This is a genomic window from Paenibacillus sp. FSL R5-0378 (assembly GCF_038009285.1).
GTDB lineage: Bacteria > Bacillota > Bacilli > Paenibacillales > Paenibacillaceae > Paenibacillus_AQ > Paenibacillus_AQ favisporus.
In genome coordinates, this window is record NZ_JBBPAY010000001.1 from 6710218 (window position 1) to 6729295 (window position 19078).

Consider the following 19078-nt stretch of genomic DNA (forward strand, 5'->3'; position numbering starts at 1 on the left):
TTCATGACCGCACAAAATAAAGACGGAATGAACTACGCGCCGGAAGGCAAGCCGAACCATGTTGTTGAACCGGGCGAGTTTGTGTTTGCGGCGGCGGCTCTGGACCACGGGCATATTTATGGCATGTGCAACGGGCTGATCGAAGCCGGGGCGACGCTGAAATGGGTTTACGATCCGGAGCCGGCGAGAAGCCGGGCTTTTGCCGACAAGTTCCCGCAGGTTCAGATCGCAGACAGCCTTGAGCAGGTGCTCGGGGATCCGGAGGTCCGATTGGTGGCCGCAGCCGCGGTGCCCAGCGAACGCTGTGCTCTTGGGCTGCAGGTGATGGACGCAGGAAAAGACTATTTTACGGACAAAACGCCGTTCACTTCGCTGGACCAGCTGGAAGCGGCGCGCCGGAAGGTGAAGGAAACCGGCCAGAAATATGCTGTCTATTACAGCGAACGGCTTCATGTGGAGTCAGCGGTCTATGCCGGACAGCTCGTGCAAAAGGGAGCCATCGGCCGTGTCATCCAGGTGACCGGCTTCGGCCCGCACCGGCTGAATGCGCCATCGCGTCCGGACTGGTTTTTTGAGAAGGATAAATACGGCGGCATTCTGTGCGATATCGGGAGCCACCAAATCGAACAGTTCCTGTTCTATGCCGGCTGCAAGGACGCCAAGGTTCTGCACAGCAAAGTAGCGAATTACAACAACCCGGACTATCCCGAGCTCGAGGATTTCGGCGACGCGACCCTGGTAGGCGACAATGGCGCCACCCAGTATTTCCGGGTCGACTGGTTTACGCCGGACGGTCTCGGCACCTGGGGCGACGGCCGGACGATCATCCTCGGCACCGAAGGCTATATTGAGCTGCGCAAATACATCGACATCGCCCGCGATCCGCGCGGCGAACATGTCTACCTGGTGAACGGGGACGGCGAGCAGCACTTCGAAGTCAAAGGCAAGGTAGGGTACCCTTACTTCGGCCAGCTCATTCTCGACTGCCTTAACCGGACCGAGAATGCCATGACCCAGGAACACTGCTTTAAAGCAGCCGAGCTGTGCCTTAAGGCGCAGGAGGCGGCCGTACGTATCGATCAAGTGCTGCAGACGAATTCGTAGCCACAATTCCTGCCCGGCCGCGTGTTAAATTAACGGGCTGCCAGGATTGACCACTTTTCCATAAGCAAAAAAGCTCCCGTATCGCGCTCCCCCTCTGTGTAAAGAGGTTAAGAGCACGGCGGGAGCTTTTTCATTCCATCCGGATTTGGATCTATTCCGTTAGGGCATCCATCGAATAAAGAATAGCCATGCCATTCGGTTATATGTCATGCACGTGCTGAGGCTGTGGCTATTATTCTGTCACTACTCCCCGTAGACGTTGGTAAACGCCTCTTCGATTTTCGGAACGATGTTCTCCCAATCGGCATCCGGCATTTTGCTGACGGTGACGAACGTCCCGATGCCAAAAATGTTGTCCACCCCGTCGATGCTGAGCAGCGCGCCGGCGAGCGGATGGTCGGTGTCGTCCCCTTTTTTCAGTGAGGTACTTTTCGGTCCTTCGAACAGGCTCTGGCTCGCATTGACTTTAAGCGAGTGCGGGTTCGGTGTCTGCTGAATTTGAATGGATACGGCCATGCTTAATCACTCCTTTCTGCTTATAACTGTACCATATTGTCCATTTTCCACCAAAACCAATTCGCCCTTCAGAAGTGAAAGCGACATCATTTGCGCTTGGCGAAACGCTGGATTACAATAAAAGGAATTGAACGGTTAGGGAGAGGTGAAGAAATGAGCGACAGCAGACTGCAGCCCGGAATGGACGCCACGTACATCGTTTCCGGGGACTCGATTTCCAAGGGGGTCGTGTATGATGAAACGCGCAGCAAATATGTCATCCTTGAGGATAATTACGTATCCCTTCTTCAGGACAAACTAAAGGGAGCCGTGAAAAACACGGCGAGATTCGGCAATACGCTGATGAAGGGCATCGGCAGCCTGAAGAAAGAAATTCTGAAGGGCAAGCCCAGCATGGTGCTGATTGAATACGGCGGCAACGATTGCGATTTTAACTGGAGCGAAATTGCCAGCAATCCGGACGCGGAGCACCGTCCCAAGACGGATTTTACGCTGTTTGAGAAAATGCTGACGGATACGGTGAATTTTCTGAAAAGCCAGTCGATTACGCCGGTTCTCATGAGCCTCCCTCCCCTCAACGCGGATAAATACTTCAAGTGGGTCAGCCAGGATAACCCCGAAGCGGAGCGAAACATCATGAAGTTTCTCGGCAGCGTCACCAAAATCTACTGGTGGCAGGAGCGTTACAATTCGACGATCCTCAAGGTGTCCGAGCTGACCAAGACCAAATACATCGACGTGCGGGGTGCTTTTCTCGCCCATCCGGACTTTACCCAATTCATCTGCTCCGACGGCATCCATCCGAACCAGGACGGCCATCGTATCATTTACGACAAGGTTCTCGAGTTCGTCAAAGCCAATTACGGGCATTTGCTGAAGGACAATACGATTGGCTGCGAGGTGTAAATGATAGGATCATGCGAATATCCAATTCAATAGGCGTACCTTGCTTCTAGACTTGCTTGGTTTGTACTAAAAAAGGCTGCCCTATCAGGTGACTTCACCTGGGGAACAGCCTTTTTGTCATTCGGAGTTTTCTCATTCTGAGTTTCGCCATCCGTCATTTCTTCACTCGTGATTTCCACAGCCTTCCTTCGGGGAGAGCCGCAGAGTGAATGTCCAGTCATACGGCGTCATCAAATTGACGACCAGCGTGCGGCAGCCGGCAGGAAAGCCGGTGTTGTTCAGCGCCTTCGCCCAGTGTCCGTGCTGCCCGCCCTCCATCTCGATCCAGTCCGTGCCGGCACTGCAGCGGACGCCGCCCTGCTTCCAGAACAGCACGCCGCCGGACTCGTCTGCGGGAAACAATCCTTCCCCGGCGAACGCCGTTTCGCCGCCGAAGACGAAGGATATCTGCGTCATCATGCCTTCAGGTTCCCGGCACTGCACGCGAAGCCGGAACCCCTCTTCATCCGCGGTCAGATCCGCTTCGGCGCGATGGTGCTGTTTATGCGTCATCTCGCGCAAATGATGCGGCAGCAAGTACCACGGGCTCGTCCCGCCACCTGCCGCGGTCTGCGGCAGTGCTGTCCGGGGAAGCGGTCCGTAATAGCCTTTGGCCTCGTCGCCGGCCAAACGGTATCCGCCTGGCAGCTCTTCGAGCGTGTTCATTTTGACGTAGCCGGGTTCGAACGAGGAAGCCAGCCGGACGCCCAGCAGCCGCACAGCCCCATGCCGGAGGGACAGGAACGAGTCCGTCTCCGCCATGACGGTCAGGCTGGTCTGACCGTCCCGCTGCCGCCCGACCGGAGCGCCGAAATCGGTGTGCAGCCGGCTGTGGTAAATGCGGCCGTAATGGCCCGCGCTTTCCAGCTGCCGGAGGTACTGCCCGCGGTCAAAATGCCGATTGATCATCACGCGGTAGCGATCGGGAAGAGGAGACGGCTGAACCCGCCGCTCACGGAGCTGCGGATAGCGCAGATAGCCGATCATCGCGTTGTTCGGCAGCCAGCCCGGGTGGACAATCGCCTGACCGGCGGCATCGGCGAGCGCCGCAAACAGCGGATCCCGGTCCATATGCTCCATCAGTCGGCTGATTAGAAAATAGCCGGATAGGTCATGCCTCACCCCGTAATCCTGGCGGCCGGAATAATCGGTGACCACCTCGCCGTCCGGATGGATCAGGTAAGCCATCATCCGCAGGTTCCGGCGGACCGGCTCCAGCAGCTCCGGCCGGTTCAGCTGTTCCGCGGCATAATACAGCACGATGTCGCTGACCCCGTTATAGATTCCGTTGCTCCGCTCGGTCCATTCCCCGTCCTCCGTGCAGTCCATCCCTTCAGCCAGCCAGGCTTCGGCCCTGTCCTTCAGTTCCTCCTTGCCGGTGAGCCGGTACAAAAAGCCGAGGGCGGCCGTGAGCACCCACCGGTGGTTGGGGGTATGGCAGCCGCCTGTCAGCAGTACAGGGGCGGTCCGGGTAAGGAACAACCGGATCAGGCCGGTGGCTTTCTCCAGCTGCTCCCAGCCTTCGAGATGGGCCTCGAGCAGCTCGTGCACCTGAGCAAGACCGCCTGCCACGAACGCCGTATCCGGCGGGGAGTGCATATTCGTCCAGCCCGGGGAGATGGAGCCGTCCGCATGCTGGAATCTCAATAGGAATTCGGCTCCATACTCCAGCCTGCTGAGCAGCTCTTCGTTATGATAATAACGCGAATCGGGATTGATCAATGCCGCGGCCCAGAGCGCCATGACCATCGGCGTGCCGCCATGGCTGGCCCAGGCGATGCCGTTGACCGGGTCCGTGACGCCTCCATGATAACGGCTGCCCTCGTCCAGCACTTGGCGGCTTAGGCTTTCCTCCACGCATCGGTCGTTTATGCCAACCAATTGTTCATACATGCTTTATCCACTCGCTTTCGGGTTCATCATGCCACCGTATCCTTACTCCACACCACTTTCGTTAACCGAAATGTGCCCCGTCCCGGTCCGGCCGCCTGCTGCCCGCAGACGCTCCAGCTTGGCCGTCAGCAGCCCATGGCTGCGGTCGATCTCCTCCGGCGTACAGGCTGATTTCAGCTCGTAGACCTTCACAGGCGCGGCTTCGATCACCGGTAAAAACCGGTCGAAATAAGCCATGTCGCCGCTGTGGACATAGGGGCACCAATGGTCGGACAAGCCTACGCTCTCGTGGATATGAATCCCGGCGATATGGTCCATGATCAGGCTCATGTCCGCCGCGTTGTCGTACAAACCCATCCGCTCCATCATCATGCCGTGGCCGAAGTCGTACCACAGGCCGACCTTGGCGCCTTGAAGGCGGTCAATGATGCCGCGCGCTTCCCTCAGCGTCGGCATCTGGTAGCACCGCGACCGGGTCTCGATGCCGATCGTTACGTCCCATCCTTTGGCTGCGATCCGCCCGCAGGCGTCTTCCAGGCTGCGCTCGATCCGCTCCGCATAATGCCCGTTCAGCGAATCCCGCCGCTCCAGCATCTCTTCCCACAGGCTGCGGTATGCCGGCGAATCGGGCCCGTGCTCCTTGTAGAGCGTCTTCAGCTCCTGATCGATATTGGCCTCAAACGGCACCTCACCCGGGTGGACGACCACGGCTGCCGCTCCGTAACGGGCGGCATATTCCGCCGACTGCACCAGCAGATCGACCGCCCGCTTCCGCTTGGCTTCATCGTCAAATCCGAGCAGCACCGAATCGGTCCCGTAATCGGGATCGTCAATAAATGGGAACGTATTATGCACGCTGGAAATAGCGATTTCGCCGCGCTCAATCATCGGTTCGATCGTGGTCAGCATTTCCCGGGTGACGTTATAGTTGAGCTCCACGCGCTTAAAGCCCAGCCCCCGGATTTCTTCGATCATATCGCTTCCCACGGCGTGGCGTTTAATATTCCAGCAGGTTGAAAAGGAATACTCTCCCTTATCCAGAACCATCAAGCCGCCTCCTTGTACTCGATTAAAAGCGTTCCGCCCCTCGAAAGGCATCGCTCACTCAATCTCATTCTCAACTTCAAACTCAAACCAAGCCTTATATCCTTTTGCCGAAAAACCGGTACAACTGATCCTACAGCCGATAAATTTATTTTCCACTCCCATTCGCCTACCCCTTAACCGCGCCGATCATGACCCCGTTCACGAAATACCGCTGCAGCCAAGGATAAACGAGCAGAATCGGAACGGTGGCAAAAATAACGCTCGCCGCCTTCAGGCTCTCCGGCTGCATCGGACTCACCATTGCGCCCTCCATCTGCATCAGGTCGGACACCATGTTGTTCTGGATCAGCTGATACAGCTTCAGCTGCATCGGATAGAGTTCAGGGCTGGTAATGTACAGCAGCGTATCCGTAAACCCGTTCCACCGGCCCACCGCATAGAACAAGCTGAGTGTGGCGATGACCGGCATCGACAGCGGCAGAATAATGCTGATGAGCGTCCGGAAGTGGCTGCTTCCGTCCAGTTCGGCCGATTCCTCCAGGCTATCCGGGATGTTGTTGAAGAACGAGATCAGGATGATCAGGTAAAAAGGGTTGATCAGGCCGGGCAGAATCAGCGCCCACATTGTATCGATCAGATGGAGGCTGCGGACCAGAATGTATTCCGGGATGATGCCGCCGCTGAAAAACATCGTCACCACGATCAAAAACATGATCAGTCTGCGGCCTTTCAGCTTTTTCTGGGTAAGGGGATACCCCGCCGCAACGGTCATCAGCATGCACATGACGGTATGCATCACGGTGAGCAGCACCGTAAAGCCAAGCGATCGGATCATCGACAAGTCGCTGAACACCTGCCGGTAAGCCCCCCAATTCAGCTCTACCGGGAGCAGGCTCACCTCTCCGGAGAGAACCGGGCGGCTCGAACTGAGGGATATAGCCAGAATATGAAGGAACGGGGCCAGGCAGACCACCACGACGATGCCGAGCAGCACCGCATTGACGATATCGAATCCCCTGCCGGACGTTTGCGATCTCATCTTCGTTCACTCCTTTCTCGTAAAAATGCTCCTGCCGCGCTACAAAATGCCTTCATCGGTCAGCTTCCTCGAAACAAAGTTCGCCCCGAGGACGAATACCAGCCCCACCACCGCCTGGAACAGGCCGACAACGGTGGCAAGCGTATACTGTCCCGATTCGAGGCCGATCCGGTACACGAAAGTGCTGAGCACGTCGGAATAATCGCGTACCATCGTGTTGCCGATAATGTACGGGCGCTCGAAGCCGATCGAGATCATGTGGCCCAGGTTGATGATCAGCAGGGTCACGATCGTCGGCTTGATGCCGGGGAGCGTAATGTGCCAGATGCGCCTCATCCGTGTAGCCCCGTCCACTTCCGCCGCTTCGAACAGCTCTTTGTTAATGCCGGTCAATGCCGCCAGATAGATGATCGTTCCCCAGCCCGCGCTCTGCCATACCCCGACCAGCAGATAGGTGATCAGCCAGGTATTTTTATCCGTCAAAAAGGGAACCTCCGGAAAACCAAAGGCCGTAATGACATTGTTGATCATGCCGGACTGCGTGCCGAATACCTGGTACACGATGCCCCCGATGATCACCCAGGAAATGAAATGGGGAATGTAGAGGATCGTTTGGGACAGCTTCCTGAACCACGCGCTCCGCAGCTCATACAGCATAATCGCCAGGATCAGCGGAGCCGGGAACGAAACGAGCAAATCGAGAAAATTCAGCATCAAGGTGTTGCGCAGCGTTTTGTAAAAGTCCCGCATGCCGAACACTTCCTTGAAAGCGTCCAGTCCGATCCATTCGCTGCCGTTAATGCCTTGAAACAGATTGAAGTCTTTGAAAGCGATCTGAATGCCATACATCGGTCCATACCGGAAGATAATAAAATAAGCCAGCGGCAGAAGCAGAAGCGCATACAGCTGCCAATATCTGCCCAAATAACGCGTCATTTTCACAAGCCTTGCCTCCTCTGTTGACGGGCCTAGCCGCACGGTTTATTTCGACTTCATTTCGCCGTACACTTTGGTCCGCTCATCCAGAACGGCCTGACCGCCGCTGGCCATATAATCCTTCATGAGGGAATCGTACACCGCTTCGAACTGCTCCGGTTTTGCCGTCGTCGTCTTGACGATCATTTCGTTGAACTTGTCGAGCAGCGTATTGCCGTATTTGGCCTGGGCTTCGATCGGGCGATCCATCAGTACCGGCGGCACCGTATCGGAGTTGGAAATCTTCAAGGCTTCCCGGGCACCGTCCTGATACTTCGGCGGAAACTGGAGCGCTTTGGCCTCCTTGTTCTTCTCAGGGCTTCCCAGCTGCTGTCCGTTGGTAATGAGGGTCATATCGCCGGCATTGAACATCCGGTTCTTCGCTTCCTCCGTCGGATTTTCCAGCGCCACCGGGATGCCGTCCTTCATCGTATAGTTCTCGCCCTCGACCCCTGTCTGCATGTTGAAGAGCACGTCGCCCGATGCCATCCAGTCCAGGTATTTCACCGCTTCTGCCGCATGCTTGCTGGATTTGGGGATCATAACGTACAAGCCCACCGGTGCGTATTCCGGCTTGGCATGCTCACCTTTTTCATTCGTGTAAACATCCACCGCCTGGAGTTCGGCACCCTTGACATTGGACTGCAGCGTCTCGTAGGTACCGTCCGCATAGTAAATATTTGTGTCGTCCTCGCTGAAGAAGCCGACCTTTCCGGTGGAGATATCCTCGCTCATCTTCTTTTTGTCCTCGTCCAGCCCGAAGTCCCGGCTCATCAATCCCTCGTTGTACAGCTTGTTCATGAACTGGAGCGCATCCTTGAAGCCGGGAAGCAGGATCGGATAATCACGGGATCCGAGCTGCTGGGTCAGCGTATATTTCTGCTCCTCCGTCGTCTCCTTGATGAAAGACCAGATCAGCGGTTCGTACTGCGCCGGAGCGATCGTCATGCCGAGCGGGATCACTTTGCCCCCGGTTCCGCCCGGATCCTTTTCCTTAAAAGCTTTCAGCGCCAAGTACAATTCGTCCGTCGTCTGCGGCACAGGCAGGCTCAGCTTGTCGAGCCAGTCCTTGCGGATAAACGAGGAATACTTGCCGAGGTTCGACCGTTTGGCTGGAACGGCGTACAGCTTCCCATCCACCTTTCCATAGTTCAGCACCTCGTCGCCAAGAAACTTTTTCAGGTTCGGCCCATACTGATCAATCAGCTCCGTCAAGTCCGTCAGCCCGCCCTGCAGCGCATATCGGTAAAAGGTGCTGGAATCATACGTGAACACGATGTCCGGCACATCTCCGCCGCTTGCCATCAGCACGTTCAGCTTCTCGACTTCCTCCGAACGCGGGACGGGAACGTAATTCATCTGAATCTGATTAGGGGTGCCGAACTTTTCCTGAACCCAGCGGGTCCAATAATTATCTTTGATGGTATACCCCGAAGGCGAATTGCCGCGGTCGAACACCTCCACCGACAGGGTCACCTGTTTGCCTGAGGACCCGGATCCTGATCCGGATCCTTCCGAAGCGGCCTGTTCCGATTTGGGCGAACATGCAGACAACAGCATACTGCCCGCGACCAGCACGGCTGACATGAAGCGAACCGATTTTGCCAAAGATCTTGTGTTCCTGTTCCCAACCATTCGTATCATCCCTTCATCTTTTTCATGCCGGCTCCGCTGAATGGCAAGCGGATTATTGTTTACGCTTTCAATCGGGCCGGTTACCGCATCAGCGGGAATGCCCACAGTATGTCACGGGATGCGGCGGCTGGACAATAAACCAGTTTCGGATCGATAAACCGTTTGGGCGTAGAGGCGGAAAACCCATAACACCCTGAAGAGCAAACCGTTTTCCGGCAATAAACTATTTTCAAAACACCGCTCAGGCCAGGAGCTGCAAGGCTTGGTGGACTGCTTACGGCTCCTGCATCTGCCCTCGAACGCGTTCCTTAAATCGGAACGTCACGCTGCGACTTCGCCTTTAATTTGCGGTAATCGCCCGGGGTCACCCCCACCTCCCGCTTGAACGTCCGGCCGAAGGTAATGGAATTGGCGTAGCCGACCTGAAGCGCAATGTGCTGGACGGTGTCGTCGGTTTCCAGCAGCAGCCGTTCCGCTTTGGCCATCCGCAGCTGGACCATGAAATCGACGAACTTCATGTTGAACTCTTCCTTGAACAGGTAACTCGCGTATTTGCCCGAGATCTGAAAGCGGTCGCTCAGATGCTTCAGTGACAGATCCGGATCGGCAAAATTCTCTTCGATGTACGCCTTCATCTCCACGATCATCGCCCGGTGGCTTTTCGTTTCGCTGACGGCTACGAACGTACGGTAAATCTCTGCCAGCTGCTCCGTAAACAACGATCGCAGCTTGTCCAGCGACGTCGTCTCCTCAACAGCCCGGCGCCAAGATCCGGCCCGCTCGCCCGTAAAACAGGACTGCAGCTGTTCGGAAAGGTCCCCGACCTCCCGCGCCAGCATTTCCATCATCGTCAGCAGCAGCATGCGGATATCCTCATCCTTCAAGGCATCGGCTTTCAGGTCGTCAAAAATCCGCTCAAGACGGCTCCGCCAATCGCCGTCGGACAGCCGGAACTGCTTCACGAACTCGGCGATGCCCTGCAGGTGGGTATATGTTCTGGTCGCCGCGTTAGCCGGCATGTCCTCGCTGAGAATAAATGCCCTCTGGCCAAGCGACAGCTTATGCTGCAGCGCCCTGGCCGCGGCCTGATACGAGGCGGACACTTCTTCCCATGAGTCCGAACGCGGTCCGACGCTGACCATCAGGGACAAGCCCAAATGGTCATGGGTCCAGGCGATGCCCCGCTCCGACAGCCTTCGAATCCTCTCCTGCGTCTCTTCTTCCGTCACATCCGGGCTCACACCGAGCAGCAGGCCCATCCGGTTCGCTTCCGTCCATTCCCCCCAGCCGTGCAAGCCTTCGTCGCGGGCCATTTCCTGCAGCACATTGGTCAGCGCAAACTTGAGCGTGCTCTGGTCCTGAACCGAAAAGCCCTGCTGAAAACGCGGAAATTCCAGTATTTCTACGAGGACCAGCAGATACGGCCCCGTGACCTGTACCGGCAGCGGTTTCAATCGGTCCAGACGCTCGCCTGCATCACCAAGTCGTTCCCCCTGAACGAGGTCGATGAACAGCTGCCTTCTGGCGATCAGCATGTTCTCCTGCTGCTGCTTCTCATAGTCGGCGGTCTGCCGGATTAAATTTTCCAATGCCCGGTCGATCAGAAGCAGCTCGTCGCTCTTGGCGCCGCCCGGAGGATCCATCCGGTCACGGACCGCTTCGATCCGGTGCATCATGGCGCGGATCGGTTTATAATTGCGCTTGGTGATATACAGTAAGTAGGCGACGGCTGCCAGCACGGTGCCCACGCCGATGACGATCCAGATGTACGAAACGACCGACACCCACATAAACAGCTGGCCCGCTGCAATCCCGCTCTCAAACGTCCAGCCGGTGGCTTGGAACGGAATACGGTTCAGAATACGGCCTTCTGCAGCCTCTGCGTCTCCCGGTTCGGACGGACGCGTCGAGAAGATCAGATTTCCTTCCCGGTCGCGGATTTGAAGGAAGGATACATCGGTATCTTTCATGGTCCGGATTTTCTGCTCCAGCGCATACATGTTGACGTTAATGACGACAAAGCCCTGCGTACCGAACGGAAGCGGGGCCCGTTTGTACATAGAGATGACCCGCCGCTTCGCATCGCTCCCCATTTCATGATAGTCGCGGATCAGGGACCAGCCCTGGTATGCCGGCTGGCCCAGCGCCAGCTCGACAAACGGCCTGTCGGCAAACTCGTCCCACTCCAGGAGACCGCTCGTTGTGAGCGTCTGCCGATCGCCGCTGCGGTACACATACACAGAATCCACGAGCTCGTCTTTGGCAGCCAGGGTTCGCAGGCTGTCCACGACCGCATATACCGCATCCCGCTCATGCGGACCGTCCGCCTGAAGAAAATCGTTGTAGCGGCTGTTCCGCTCCACCTCATCCAGTGCGTTCATTTCGATTTCCTTGAGGGCCATCTGGACCGTGTCCACGATATATCCCGTAGAAATCTGATCCGCCTTAACCGTCTCCTTCTGGGAAATTTCATTGACGACGAGGAAAGACAGGAACACAAGAATCGTTACAGTGATCAAAAAGATGGGGAAATACGAAAGCAGCATTCGGCGGTACCAGCTGTTCCGCAATGCCAATCACTCCTTTACAACGGGTTGTTTGCCATGGAATCACGATAACGGATCAAAGGGGCCATGGTAGTCGCCAATTTTTTTCGACATGAGGTAAGCGCTTTCTTTATTCATTTTATTCTATCGGATGGGACGGTTCGGAATCAATCCATAGGCGCTGGTTCATATGAAAAGTGGCAAACGCAAAAACGGCAGCCCGGGACATGACGTTCATGTCCGGACTGCCGCTCTTATAGTTGATGATCTATATAGGATAAATAGAGCGATAAGCGTTTATTTTCCGTGGCACTTCTTGTACTTCAGCCCGCTGCCGCAAGGGCACGGCTCGTTGCGTCCCACCTTCGGCACGGTATCCGCTGCGGAAATGTTCACCAGCTTCACCAGCTCCGGCTTAACGCCATCGGCAATGGCCTGAAGCTCCACCAAGGTGTGGCCGTTATTGGCCCACATCCGGGTATGGTTATAGACTTCGGTCAGCAGCTGAATCGTCTGCTGGGCCTGAAGCGGGTTTTTGAAATTGATTTTGCGGCTCTCGAATTCGTAGATCAGATCCTGAATCGACGAACCTTTGGCGCACGCCAGCTGGAGATCGTCGATCAGGTATTCCACCGTCTCCTGGTCCTTGCACAGCTCCCGCAGCACGTACTGCTGCAGCGCGGACAGCTGCGGCGTCATTTCAAAATACGTCTCGTCCGCATACCGGAGCAGCTCCTCCTGCTCGGGAACGTAATACGGTTTCCCTTCGACCTTCGCGATCCAGTCGTTGATCTTCTGCTCGTCCAGGTCGTGGAGCAGATAGCTGTTCACGATGTATCCGCTGTGAAGGAGCAGGTTCTCGCCCCGGCCGATCGCCTCGTTCACTTCATTCAGAAGCTCCTCCGCACTCAGCGCCTGTTCATTCTGGGCGTTGTAGATCTCAAGAAGCTTGTCCACCTTAACCGCTCCGTACAAATGGGATGCGGCAACAATATATTGATAAGCCAGCTGGTGCTGGCCGTGCTGCTGTTTCAAAGCAGGCAGATCAGCCTTGCGGATGGCATCCCTGATTTCTTCCGGCATGATCAGGTGCAGCTGACCATCCGAGAAAAAGCTGAATACGAGCCCGCGATCCAGCAAAAAGGCATAATCCCCGTATGGAATCGTATTATCTTGAACGGAAGACTCCTGAAGGAGCGTCTCAAACAGGCTCCATTCGGCACCATCCATTTGGAGCAGCATGGACGACAAATGCTCCGTATTCGTGACGTAATCCGACAGCGCTTCGGCAAGCTCTTCTTTCTTCATCTTGGAACGACCTGTGATGCTGTGGACGGAAGCCAGCGCGGACAGCCTCGTCTTGGTCAGGCTCAGCAAAATCTCGGACAAGCTGGTCATGGGTTCGCCGATGATGGCGTGCTGTATGTTTGTTTGTTCCAGTTGTAACGTAGGGTCTTCCAACATGTACACCTCTTCTTCGTTATTAAGCATGCGCAGCATGACCGGTTAAGGCATCACTCTGCGCCCTTCTACCATTATACACGATGTTCGCTTCGCAGCCCGCCCTCCGGCAAAAAAAGGAACCCGGCCCGGAGGTCAAAACTCCGGCAGGCCGGGTTGTACCGCCTGTCAGGCATTCTGCCGCAGGTCGGGAGGAGCTTGGCTTACACCATAATTTTGCAAATATCGTTCGTAAATTCGACCGGATCCTGGATCGGTAGCCCTTCGATCAGCAGCGCCTGGTTGTACAGCAGGTTCGTGTACAGGCCCAGCTTCTCGCGGTCCTTGTCATAAGCATCCTTCAGGGACTGGAACACCTCGTGGTGTATGTTGATCTCCAGCACCTTGTCGGCCTGGATGTCCTGGCCGCTCGGCATCGCTTTGAGCACCTTCTCCATTTCGATCGACAAGTCGCCTTCCGTGGACAGGCAGACCGGGTGGGACTTCAGCCGTTTGGAAGCCTTGACGTCCTTCACTTTGCCCGAGAGAATGTTCTTCATCTCCTCGAAGAGCTCCTTACTCTCCGTCTCCGCCGCTTCATCCTTCTTGTCTGCTTCCGTCTCGATACCGAGATCGCCGCTTGATACCGACTTGAATTCCTTGTCCTTGTACTTCATCAGCATCTTGATGGCAAATTCGTCGATATCGTCGGTGAAGTACAAAATTTCGTAGCCCTTATCGGCCACCATTTCCGTCTGCGGCAGCTTCTCAAGCCGCTCCACCGATTCGCCGGCGGCGTAGTAAATATATTTCTGATCCTCCGGCATTCCGGATACGTATTCGTCCAGCGTCACCAGCTTCTTTTCCTTGGAAGAGGTAAACAGCAGCAGATCCTGCAGCACGTCCTTATCCGCGCCGTAGTTGTTGTACACGCCGAACTTCAGCTGTCTGCCGAACGCCTCATAGAACTTCTCGTATTTCTCGCGTTCATCCTTGAGCAGCGTCTGCAGCTGGCTCTTGATCTTGCTCTTGATATTTTTCGCGATCAGCGTCAGCTGACGGTCATGCTGCAGCATTTCTCGGGAAATGTTCAGCGACAGGTCCTCGGAATCGACCATCCCTTTGACGAAGCTGAAGTAATCCGGGAGCAGGTCGCCGCATTTTTCCATAATAAGGACGCCGTTTGAGTAAAGCTCAAGCCCCTTCTCGTATTCCTTCGTATAATAATCGAACGGGGTGTGCTCCGGAATGAACAGGATCGCGTTGTACACAACGGCGCCGTCCGCCTTGATGTGCACATGCGTCAGCGGCTTGTCAAACCCGTAGCGCTTCTCGTTGTAAAAGTTGACGTAGTCCTCTTCGGTCAGCTCGCCCTTGTTCTTGCGCCAGATCGGAACCATGCTGTTCACGGTCTGCTCTTCGCTGTATTCCTCGAACTCGCCGTCCGCGCCCTCTTTCGGCCGATGCCCGGTGACGTCCATCTTGATCGGGTACCGGATGAAATCCGAGTACTTCTTGATGATCGTCCGGAGGCGGTAATCCTCCAGAAATTCATCGTAATTGTCTTCTTCCGTGTTTTCTTTGATTTTCAACACAATTTCCGTACCCACGGTATCCTTCGCCGCAGGCTCGATCGTATATCCGTCCGCTCCCGCAGACTCCCACTTGTACGCCGTATCGGAGCCAAGCGCCTTGGTGATGACCGTCACCCGGTCCGCCACCATGAAGGCCGAATAGAAGCCGACCCCGAACTGGCCGATAATGTTGTGGCCGTCCTTGGCTTCGTTCTCGTTCTTGAAGGCCAGCGACCCGCTCTTCGCGATGACGCCCAGATTGTTCTCCAGCTCCTCCTGCGTCATCCCGATGCCCGTATCGGAAATCGTCAGCGTTCTGGCTTCTTTATCCGGGGTGATCCGGATGTAATAATCGTCTTTATTGAAAACCAGCTGGTCGTCTGTTAGCGCTTTATAATAGATTTTATCGATAGCGTCGCTGGCGTTGGAGATGAGTTCGCGCAAAAAGATCTCCCGCTGCGTATAAATGGAGTTGATCATCATTTCAAGCAGTCGTTTCGACTCGGCTTTAAACTCTTTCATGGCCATCTAGTATACTCCCCTCAACGAACATAGTATCTTAGCACTCAAACATAATGAGTGCTAATTATTCTTATTTTTATATAACATAAGTTCATTTTTGAAGTCAACAATTGGTTATCCGCACCCCTTTCGCATCCCTTCCGGCCATTCCCGGCAAACGCCGAACAGGGCTGCCCCCGCAGCCATTTGCAAAGCTTGCGCGGTCAGCCCCGTCTTTCATTGTCGCTGTCATGTTTTGCCTATCAGGACCCGCTATTCCTTGACCGACCCCAGAACGATACCATGGATGAGATACCGCTGCAGGAACGGATAGATCAGCAGGATCGGGATCATGGACACGAGAATTTTAGCCGAGTTGAGCGTGGTGTTAGAGATCTTATTGTACTGCTGCAGCTGCTCAACCGACAGATTCTGCATTTGGTCCCTGGTCAAATTCAGCTGCTGCAGATACGTTTGCAGCGGGATCTTATGACTGTCGTTGATCAGCACGATCCCGTCGAAGAAGTTGTTCCAGTGGCCCACGATGACAAATAAAGTGATCGTCGCCAGGCTGGGCAGGGACACCGGGATGAAGATATGCCACAAAATTTTCAGTGGACCCGCCCCGTCGATAAAGGCCGCCTCCTCCATCTCCTTCGGAATCCCTTTGAAAAAGTTCATCAGCAGGATAACGTTGAAGACCGGTACCGCGCCGGGCAGCACAAGCGCCCAGATCGAGTTGATCAATCCCAGCTTGCTGATGACCATGTACCAGGGAACAATGCCGCCGCTGAACAGCATCGTGAACACGATAATCCACATATAGACGTTGCGTGCCCGGAACTGCGAGGCCGTTCTCGACAGCGGATACGCCATCAGAACCGTCAGCAGCATGTTGATCGCTCCGCCCAGGGCGACCCGCTCAACCGACACCAGGAAAGCCCTCCAAAACTTCTCGTCGTCCAAAATTTTAACGTAAGAGGAGAAGTTGATATCTACCGGGAGAAAATACACCTTGCCCGCGTTGACCGCCGTGCTGCTGCTCACCGACACCATGATCGTATTGATGATCGGGGCCAGGGACAGGCAGGCGATGAGCACCAGCACCAGGATGATCAGGAAGCGGGAAGCCTGCGCCCCGAACGTTCTCGATTGTATCATGCAAATCAGCGCCCCTTTCTAGAAAATCCGGTAACCGGCGTATTTGGAAGCCAGCTTGTAGGATACGACAATCAGCACAAAGCTGATGACCGATTTCATCAAGCCGACCGCAGTGGCAAACGAATACTGCATCTGAATCAGGCCCATCCGGTACACGAACGTATCGATGATGTCTCCGGTCTGGTATACCAGCGGATTGTACATATTGAACACCTGATCGAAGCCGGCATTCAGCACATTGCCCAGGCTCAGCGTGCCGAGCAGGATGATCGTCGGTAAAATTCCGGGCAGCGTAATGTTCAGCGTCTGCTTCCACCGGCTTGCCCCGTCAAGAGCGGCCGATTCATACAGCGAAGGATTGATGCCCGTCAGGGCGGCCAAATAGACGATCGTTCCGTAGCCAAACTCCTTCCAGGTGTCGGTCACGATCAGCAGCGGTCTGAACCAGGTGTTGCTGGCCAGAAACATCGTTCTGTCCATCCCAAAGAGCTGCAGAACGTTGTTCACCATGCCGTCGTATGAGAAGATCATCGTCATCATCGTGCCGAGCACGACCCAGGACATGAAGTGGGGAAGGTATACGATCGTCTGCACGGTGCTTTTGAACATCTTCAGGCGGACTTCATTCAGCAGCAGCGCAAACACGATCGGCACGATCAGCCCCAGTATGATTTTTCCGACCGCGATCACCAGCGTATTGACGAAAATTTGCTTTGCGTCCGGGAGCTGAAACATATACGTGAAATTGGTCAGCCCGGCCCATTTGGAGCCGAAAATGCCTTTGGCCGGGATAAATTTCTGAAAGGCCATCACGATGCCGAACATCGGGACGATGGAGAAAATGAACAGCAGCACCATGCCCGGCAGCAGCATGAAGTGATACGTCATTTCATGAAAAGCCTTGCGTTTCTTCCGTATCCGTCCCGAAACCTGCCGTTCCGTATGGAGACTTGCTTCCAGTGAAGACATACTTATCACTTCCATTTATCCAGGATGTATTGACTGGGACTTACCTGCTGCTCATCTCTTCCACTTCCTGCGTGATCTCATCGCCGCCGGTCTTTTTCCAGGTCGACACGAATTGATCAAAAGCATCGATGCTGGCTTGGCCCATGATGATCTTCAGCATCATTTCCTGCTCCATCTTCTGCAGGTTCGCCCATTTCAGCTTCATCGTCTCCGTCGTGCCGTAGAAGCCGGCCGGAATCACTTCGAGGTTCGGGTTGTTCGCCTCCCGCTGCCCCTCGATCCGGGATAGATATTCACCGTACGTATTGGCGTCGACCGCAGTCCCCTTTTGCTTGAACTCCTGGTACGCTTCATAGGACACGACGCGGTCCTCTTGAATTCCGTCGGCACTGCCTGCTTTGTCAGCCTTCATGATGTCATCGTAATAACGCTTGAGCACGTCGTCATAGTCCACCTGCATCGGAATTTGCGTCGGCTCGTTGTTCCAGCGGCTGTGGTCGGTCAGCCCTTCGCTGGCATGCTCCTTCTTGTACTGGACGGCGTCGTCCGTCAGTGAGTACAGGAAGTCCGTCGTCAGATTGATCGATTTCATAATCGCCTCGGGATGAGGGTAACCTTTGCGCACGACAACAATGCCTCCACCGACCGGGTCCTGCCGGATCGTTTTAAATTTGCCGTTCTCATCTACAGGTGCAGATACCGCCACCCATTCGGCTTTTGGATCCTGCTTGATGGAGTCCTTGTAGTTCGTGTATCCGATCCACCATGGGTTAAAGAGCATGCCAGCCTGGCCGTTGATGACCAGCGCTTCCTTCTCTTCGTCCGAGCGGACCGCAAACTGCTTGTCGATCAGCCCTTCCTTGTAATGCTCGGCCAAATCGGCGAGCGCCTCTTTCATTTCGGGCTGCACGGAGCCGTACACGACCTTGCCGTCTTTCTTGATCCACTGGCCTGGAAATGCATTATAAGCTGCAAATATCGGTGAAAAATTCATCGCGTCCTGATTCATCCCGAACCCGATCGTCTTGCCGGTTCCGGAGGCATCCTTCTCCACAAAGGTTCTGGCCAGGTTCCACACATCGTCCACGGACTGCGGCAGCTTGCCGCCGACCTTGTCCAGCCAGTCTTTGCGAATCCACAGCAGCTGATGCTGGTTGCCGATATTCGTCATCGGCAGGCCCATGATTTTGCCGTCCACCTTCACTTGGTCGAGCAGCAGATCCCCATAAGAGGAGTAGATGTTTTTGACACCCTCGGAGGCGGTTTTTTCGTAAACCTCGGTCATATCTTCAATGAGGTCATTGTCTACGAGCTGATTGAAAATCGTGCGGCTGACCAGCATCACGTCCGGCAGCTCACCGGTCGTCATCGACAGGGACAGCTTCTGGTCCATATCATCGGTCTCCCAGGCTACCTTGGCCTTCACGTTCACTTTGCTCTCGACGTAGCGGGTCGCCATGTTGTTTTCAATCGAATCGCCCTTCGGCAGATTGTTCGTATGGCTCGTATTGCGTCCGATGGTAAACTCCACCGGGGACTCGTACTTGCTGTATGGCTCGTAGTCCTTTTCGCTGACAACCTTGTCCTCCGCTTTGCCGCTTCCGCCGCCGCATCCGCTGACGATGAGCGCTGTGATGCACGTGACGGCCAGCAGTGACGATATTTTTCGTTTGTTCATCCGTTTGAACCCCTCTCTTGTCGATTCCTTGTACAAGTAAAATTGTATGCGGTTG

At 55.2% G+C, this 19078-nt stretch carries 14 protein-coding genes; 2 read left to right on the plus strand and 12 right to left on the minus strand.

Annotation, left to right across the window (positions count from 1 at the left end; all coding sequences use genetic code 11):
* Window positions 1-3 precede the first annotated feature (3 nt).
* Complete coding sequence (locus MKY74_RS31105) at window positions 4-1104, plus strand: Gfo/Idh/MocA family protein (protein ID WP_076175693.1); 1101 nt, start codon at window positions 4-6, stop codon at window positions 1102-1104.
* A 243-nt stretch (window positions 1105-1347) separates the two neighbouring features.
* On the opposite strand, the gene MKY74_RS31110 is transcribed toward MKY74_RS31105, so the two are convergent.
* On the minus strand, window positions 1348-1620 hold the full coding sequence (locus MKY74_RS31110; RefSeq protein WP_076175691.1) for a NifU N-terminal domain-containing protein: 273 nt from the start codon (window positions 1618-1620) through the stop codon (window positions 1348-1350).
* Between the two features lie 153 nt (window positions 1621-1773).
* Here MKY74_RS31110 and MKY74_RS31115 point away from each other — a divergent pair, with 153 nt between their 5' ends.
* A complete protein-coding gene (locus MKY74_RS31115) occupies window positions 1774-2526 on the plus strand; it encodes an SGNH/GDSL hydrolase family protein (protein WP_076175689.1) in 753 nt (250 codons plus the stop codon).
* Window positions 2527-2688: 162 nt separating this feature from the next.
* On the opposite strand, the gene MKY74_RS31120 is transcribed toward MKY74_RS31115, so the two are convergent.
* The 11 genes from MKY74_RS31120 to MKY74_RS31170 form a co-directional block, all read right to left on the minus strand.
* Window positions 2689-4458 (minus strand): hypothetical protein, encoded by a 1770-nt coding sequence (locus MKY74_RS31120; RefSeq protein WP_076175687.1) that lies wholly within the window; start codon window positions 4456-4458, stop codon window positions 2689-2691.
* 42 nt (window positions 4459-4500) lie between these two features.
* Complete coding sequence (locus tag MKY74_RS31125; RefSeq protein WP_076175685.1) at window positions 4501-5505, minus strand: sugar phosphate isomerase/epimerase family protein; 1005 nt, start codon at window positions 5503-5505, stop codon at window positions 4501-4503.
* A 166-nt stretch (window positions 5506-5671) separates the two neighbouring features.
* Window positions 5672-6544 carry a carbohydrate ABC transporter permease gene (locus MKY74_RS31130; RefSeq protein WP_076175682.1) on the minus strand — a complete coding sequence of 291 codons (873 nt, stop codon included), beginning with the start codon at window positions 6542-6544 and terminating at the stop codon, window positions 5672-5674.
* 39 nt (window positions 6545-6583) lie between these two features.
* A complete protein-coding gene (locus MKY74_RS31135; RefSeq protein WP_076175735.1) occupies window positions 6584-7480 on the minus strand; it encodes an ABC transporter permease in 897 nt (298 codons plus the stop codon).
* Between the two features lie 45 nt (window positions 7481-7525).
* On the minus strand, window positions 7526-9154 hold the full coding sequence (locus tag MKY74_RS31140) for an extracellular solute-binding protein (protein WP_076175733.1): 1629 nt from the start codon (window positions 9152-9154) through the stop codon (window positions 7526-7528).
* Window positions 9155-9462: 308 nt separating this feature from the next.
* A complete protein-coding gene (locus MKY74_RS31145) occupies window positions 9463-11724 on the minus strand; it encodes a helix-turn-helix domain-containing protein (RefSeq protein WP_076175680.1) in 2262 nt (753 codons plus the stop codon).
* Between the two features lie 273 nt (window positions 11725-11997).
* Window positions 11998-13164: a YecA family protein gene (locus MKY74_RS31150; protein WP_167372930.1), complete on the minus strand. Its 1167-nt coding sequence runs from the start codon at window positions 13162-13164 to the stop codon at window positions 11998-12000.
* Between the two features lie 200 nt (window positions 13165-13364).
* Window positions 13365-15242 (minus strand): molecular chaperone HtpG, encoded by a 1878-nt coding sequence (gene htpG / locus MKY74_RS31155; RefSeq protein ID WP_076175676.1) that lies wholly within the window; start codon window positions 15240-15242, stop codon window positions 13365-13367.
* Between the two features lie 246 nt (window positions 15243-15488).
* Window positions 15489-16376 (minus strand): carbohydrate ABC transporter permease, encoded by an 888-nt coding sequence (locus MKY74_RS31160; RefSeq protein WP_076175674.1) that lies wholly within the window; start codon window positions 16374-16376, stop codon window positions 15489-15491.
* Window positions 16377-16394: 18 nt separating this feature from the next.
* Window positions 16395-17345, minus strand: a complete 951-nt coding sequence (locus tag MKY74_RS31165) for an ABC transporter permease (protein WP_084204196.1) — start codon at window positions 17343-17345, stop codon at window positions 16395-16397.
* A 40-nt stretch (window positions 17346-17385) separates the two neighbouring features.
* Window positions 17386-19023 carry an extracellular solute-binding protein gene (locus MKY74_RS31170; protein ID WP_076175671.1) on the minus strand — a complete coding sequence of 546 codons (1638 nt, stop codon included), beginning with the start codon at window positions 19021-19023 and terminating at the stop codon, window positions 17386-17388.
* Between the last annotated feature and the right edge of the window lie 55 nt (window positions 19024-19078).

What these genes read in the sequence shown, in the direction of transcription:
- MKY74_RS31135 (WP_076175735.1), bottom strand. Translation starts at nt 7,480, where the DNA reads ATGACGCGTTATTTGGGCAGATATTGGCAGCTGTATGCGCTTCTGCTT.
- MKY74_RS31140 (WP_076175733.1), bottom strand. Translation starts at nt 9,154, where the DNA reads ATGGTTGGGAACAGGAACACAAGATCTTTGGCAAAATCGGTTCGCTTC.
- MKY74_RS31160 (WP_076175674.1), bottom strand. Translation starts at nt 16,376, where the DNA reads ATGATACAATCGAGAACGTTCGGGGCGCAGGCTTCCCGCTTCCTGATC.
- htpG (WP_076175676.1), bottom strand. Translation starts at nt 15,242, where the DNA reads ATGGCCATGAAAGAGTTTAAAGCCGAGTCGAAACGACTGCTTGAAATG.
- MKY74_RS31120 (WP_076175687.1), bottom strand. Translation starts at nt 4,458, where the DNA reads ATGTATGAACAATTGGTTGGCATAAACGACCGATGCGTGGAGGAAAGC.
- MKY74_RS31125 (WP_076175685.1), bottom strand. Translation starts at nt 5,505, where the DNA reads ATGGTTCTGGATAAGGGAGAGTATTCCTTTTCAACCTGCTGGAATATT.
- MKY74_RS31150 (WP_167372930.1), bottom strand. Translation starts at nt 13,164, where the DNA reads ATGTTGGAAGACCCTACGTTACAACTGGAACAAACAAACATACAGCAC.
- MKY74_RS31115 (WP_076175689.1), top strand. Translation starts at nt 1,774, where the DNA reads ATGAGCGACAGCAGACTGCAGCCCGGAATGGACGCCACGTACATCGTT.
- MKY74_RS31170 (WP_076175671.1), bottom strand. Translation starts at nt 19,023, where the DNA reads ATGAACAAACGAAAAATATCGTCACTGCTGGCCGTCACGTGCATCACA.
- MKY74_RS31110 (WP_076175691.1), bottom strand. Translation starts at nt 1,620, where the DNA reads ATGGCCGTATCCATTCAAATTCAGCAGACACCGAACCCGCACTCGCTT.
- MKY74_RS31165 (WP_084204196.1), bottom strand. Translation starts at nt 17,345, where the DNA reads ATGTCTTCACTGGAAGCAAGTCTCCATACGGAACGGCAGGTTTCGGGA.
- MKY74_RS31130 (WP_076175682.1), bottom strand. Translation starts at nt 6,544, where the DNA reads ATGAGATCGCAAACGTCCGGCAGGGGATTCGATATCGTCAATGCGGTG.
- MKY74_RS31105 (WP_076175693.1), top strand. Translation starts at nt 4, where the DNA reads ATGACCGCACAAAATAAAGACGGAATGAACTACGCGCCGGAAGGCAAG.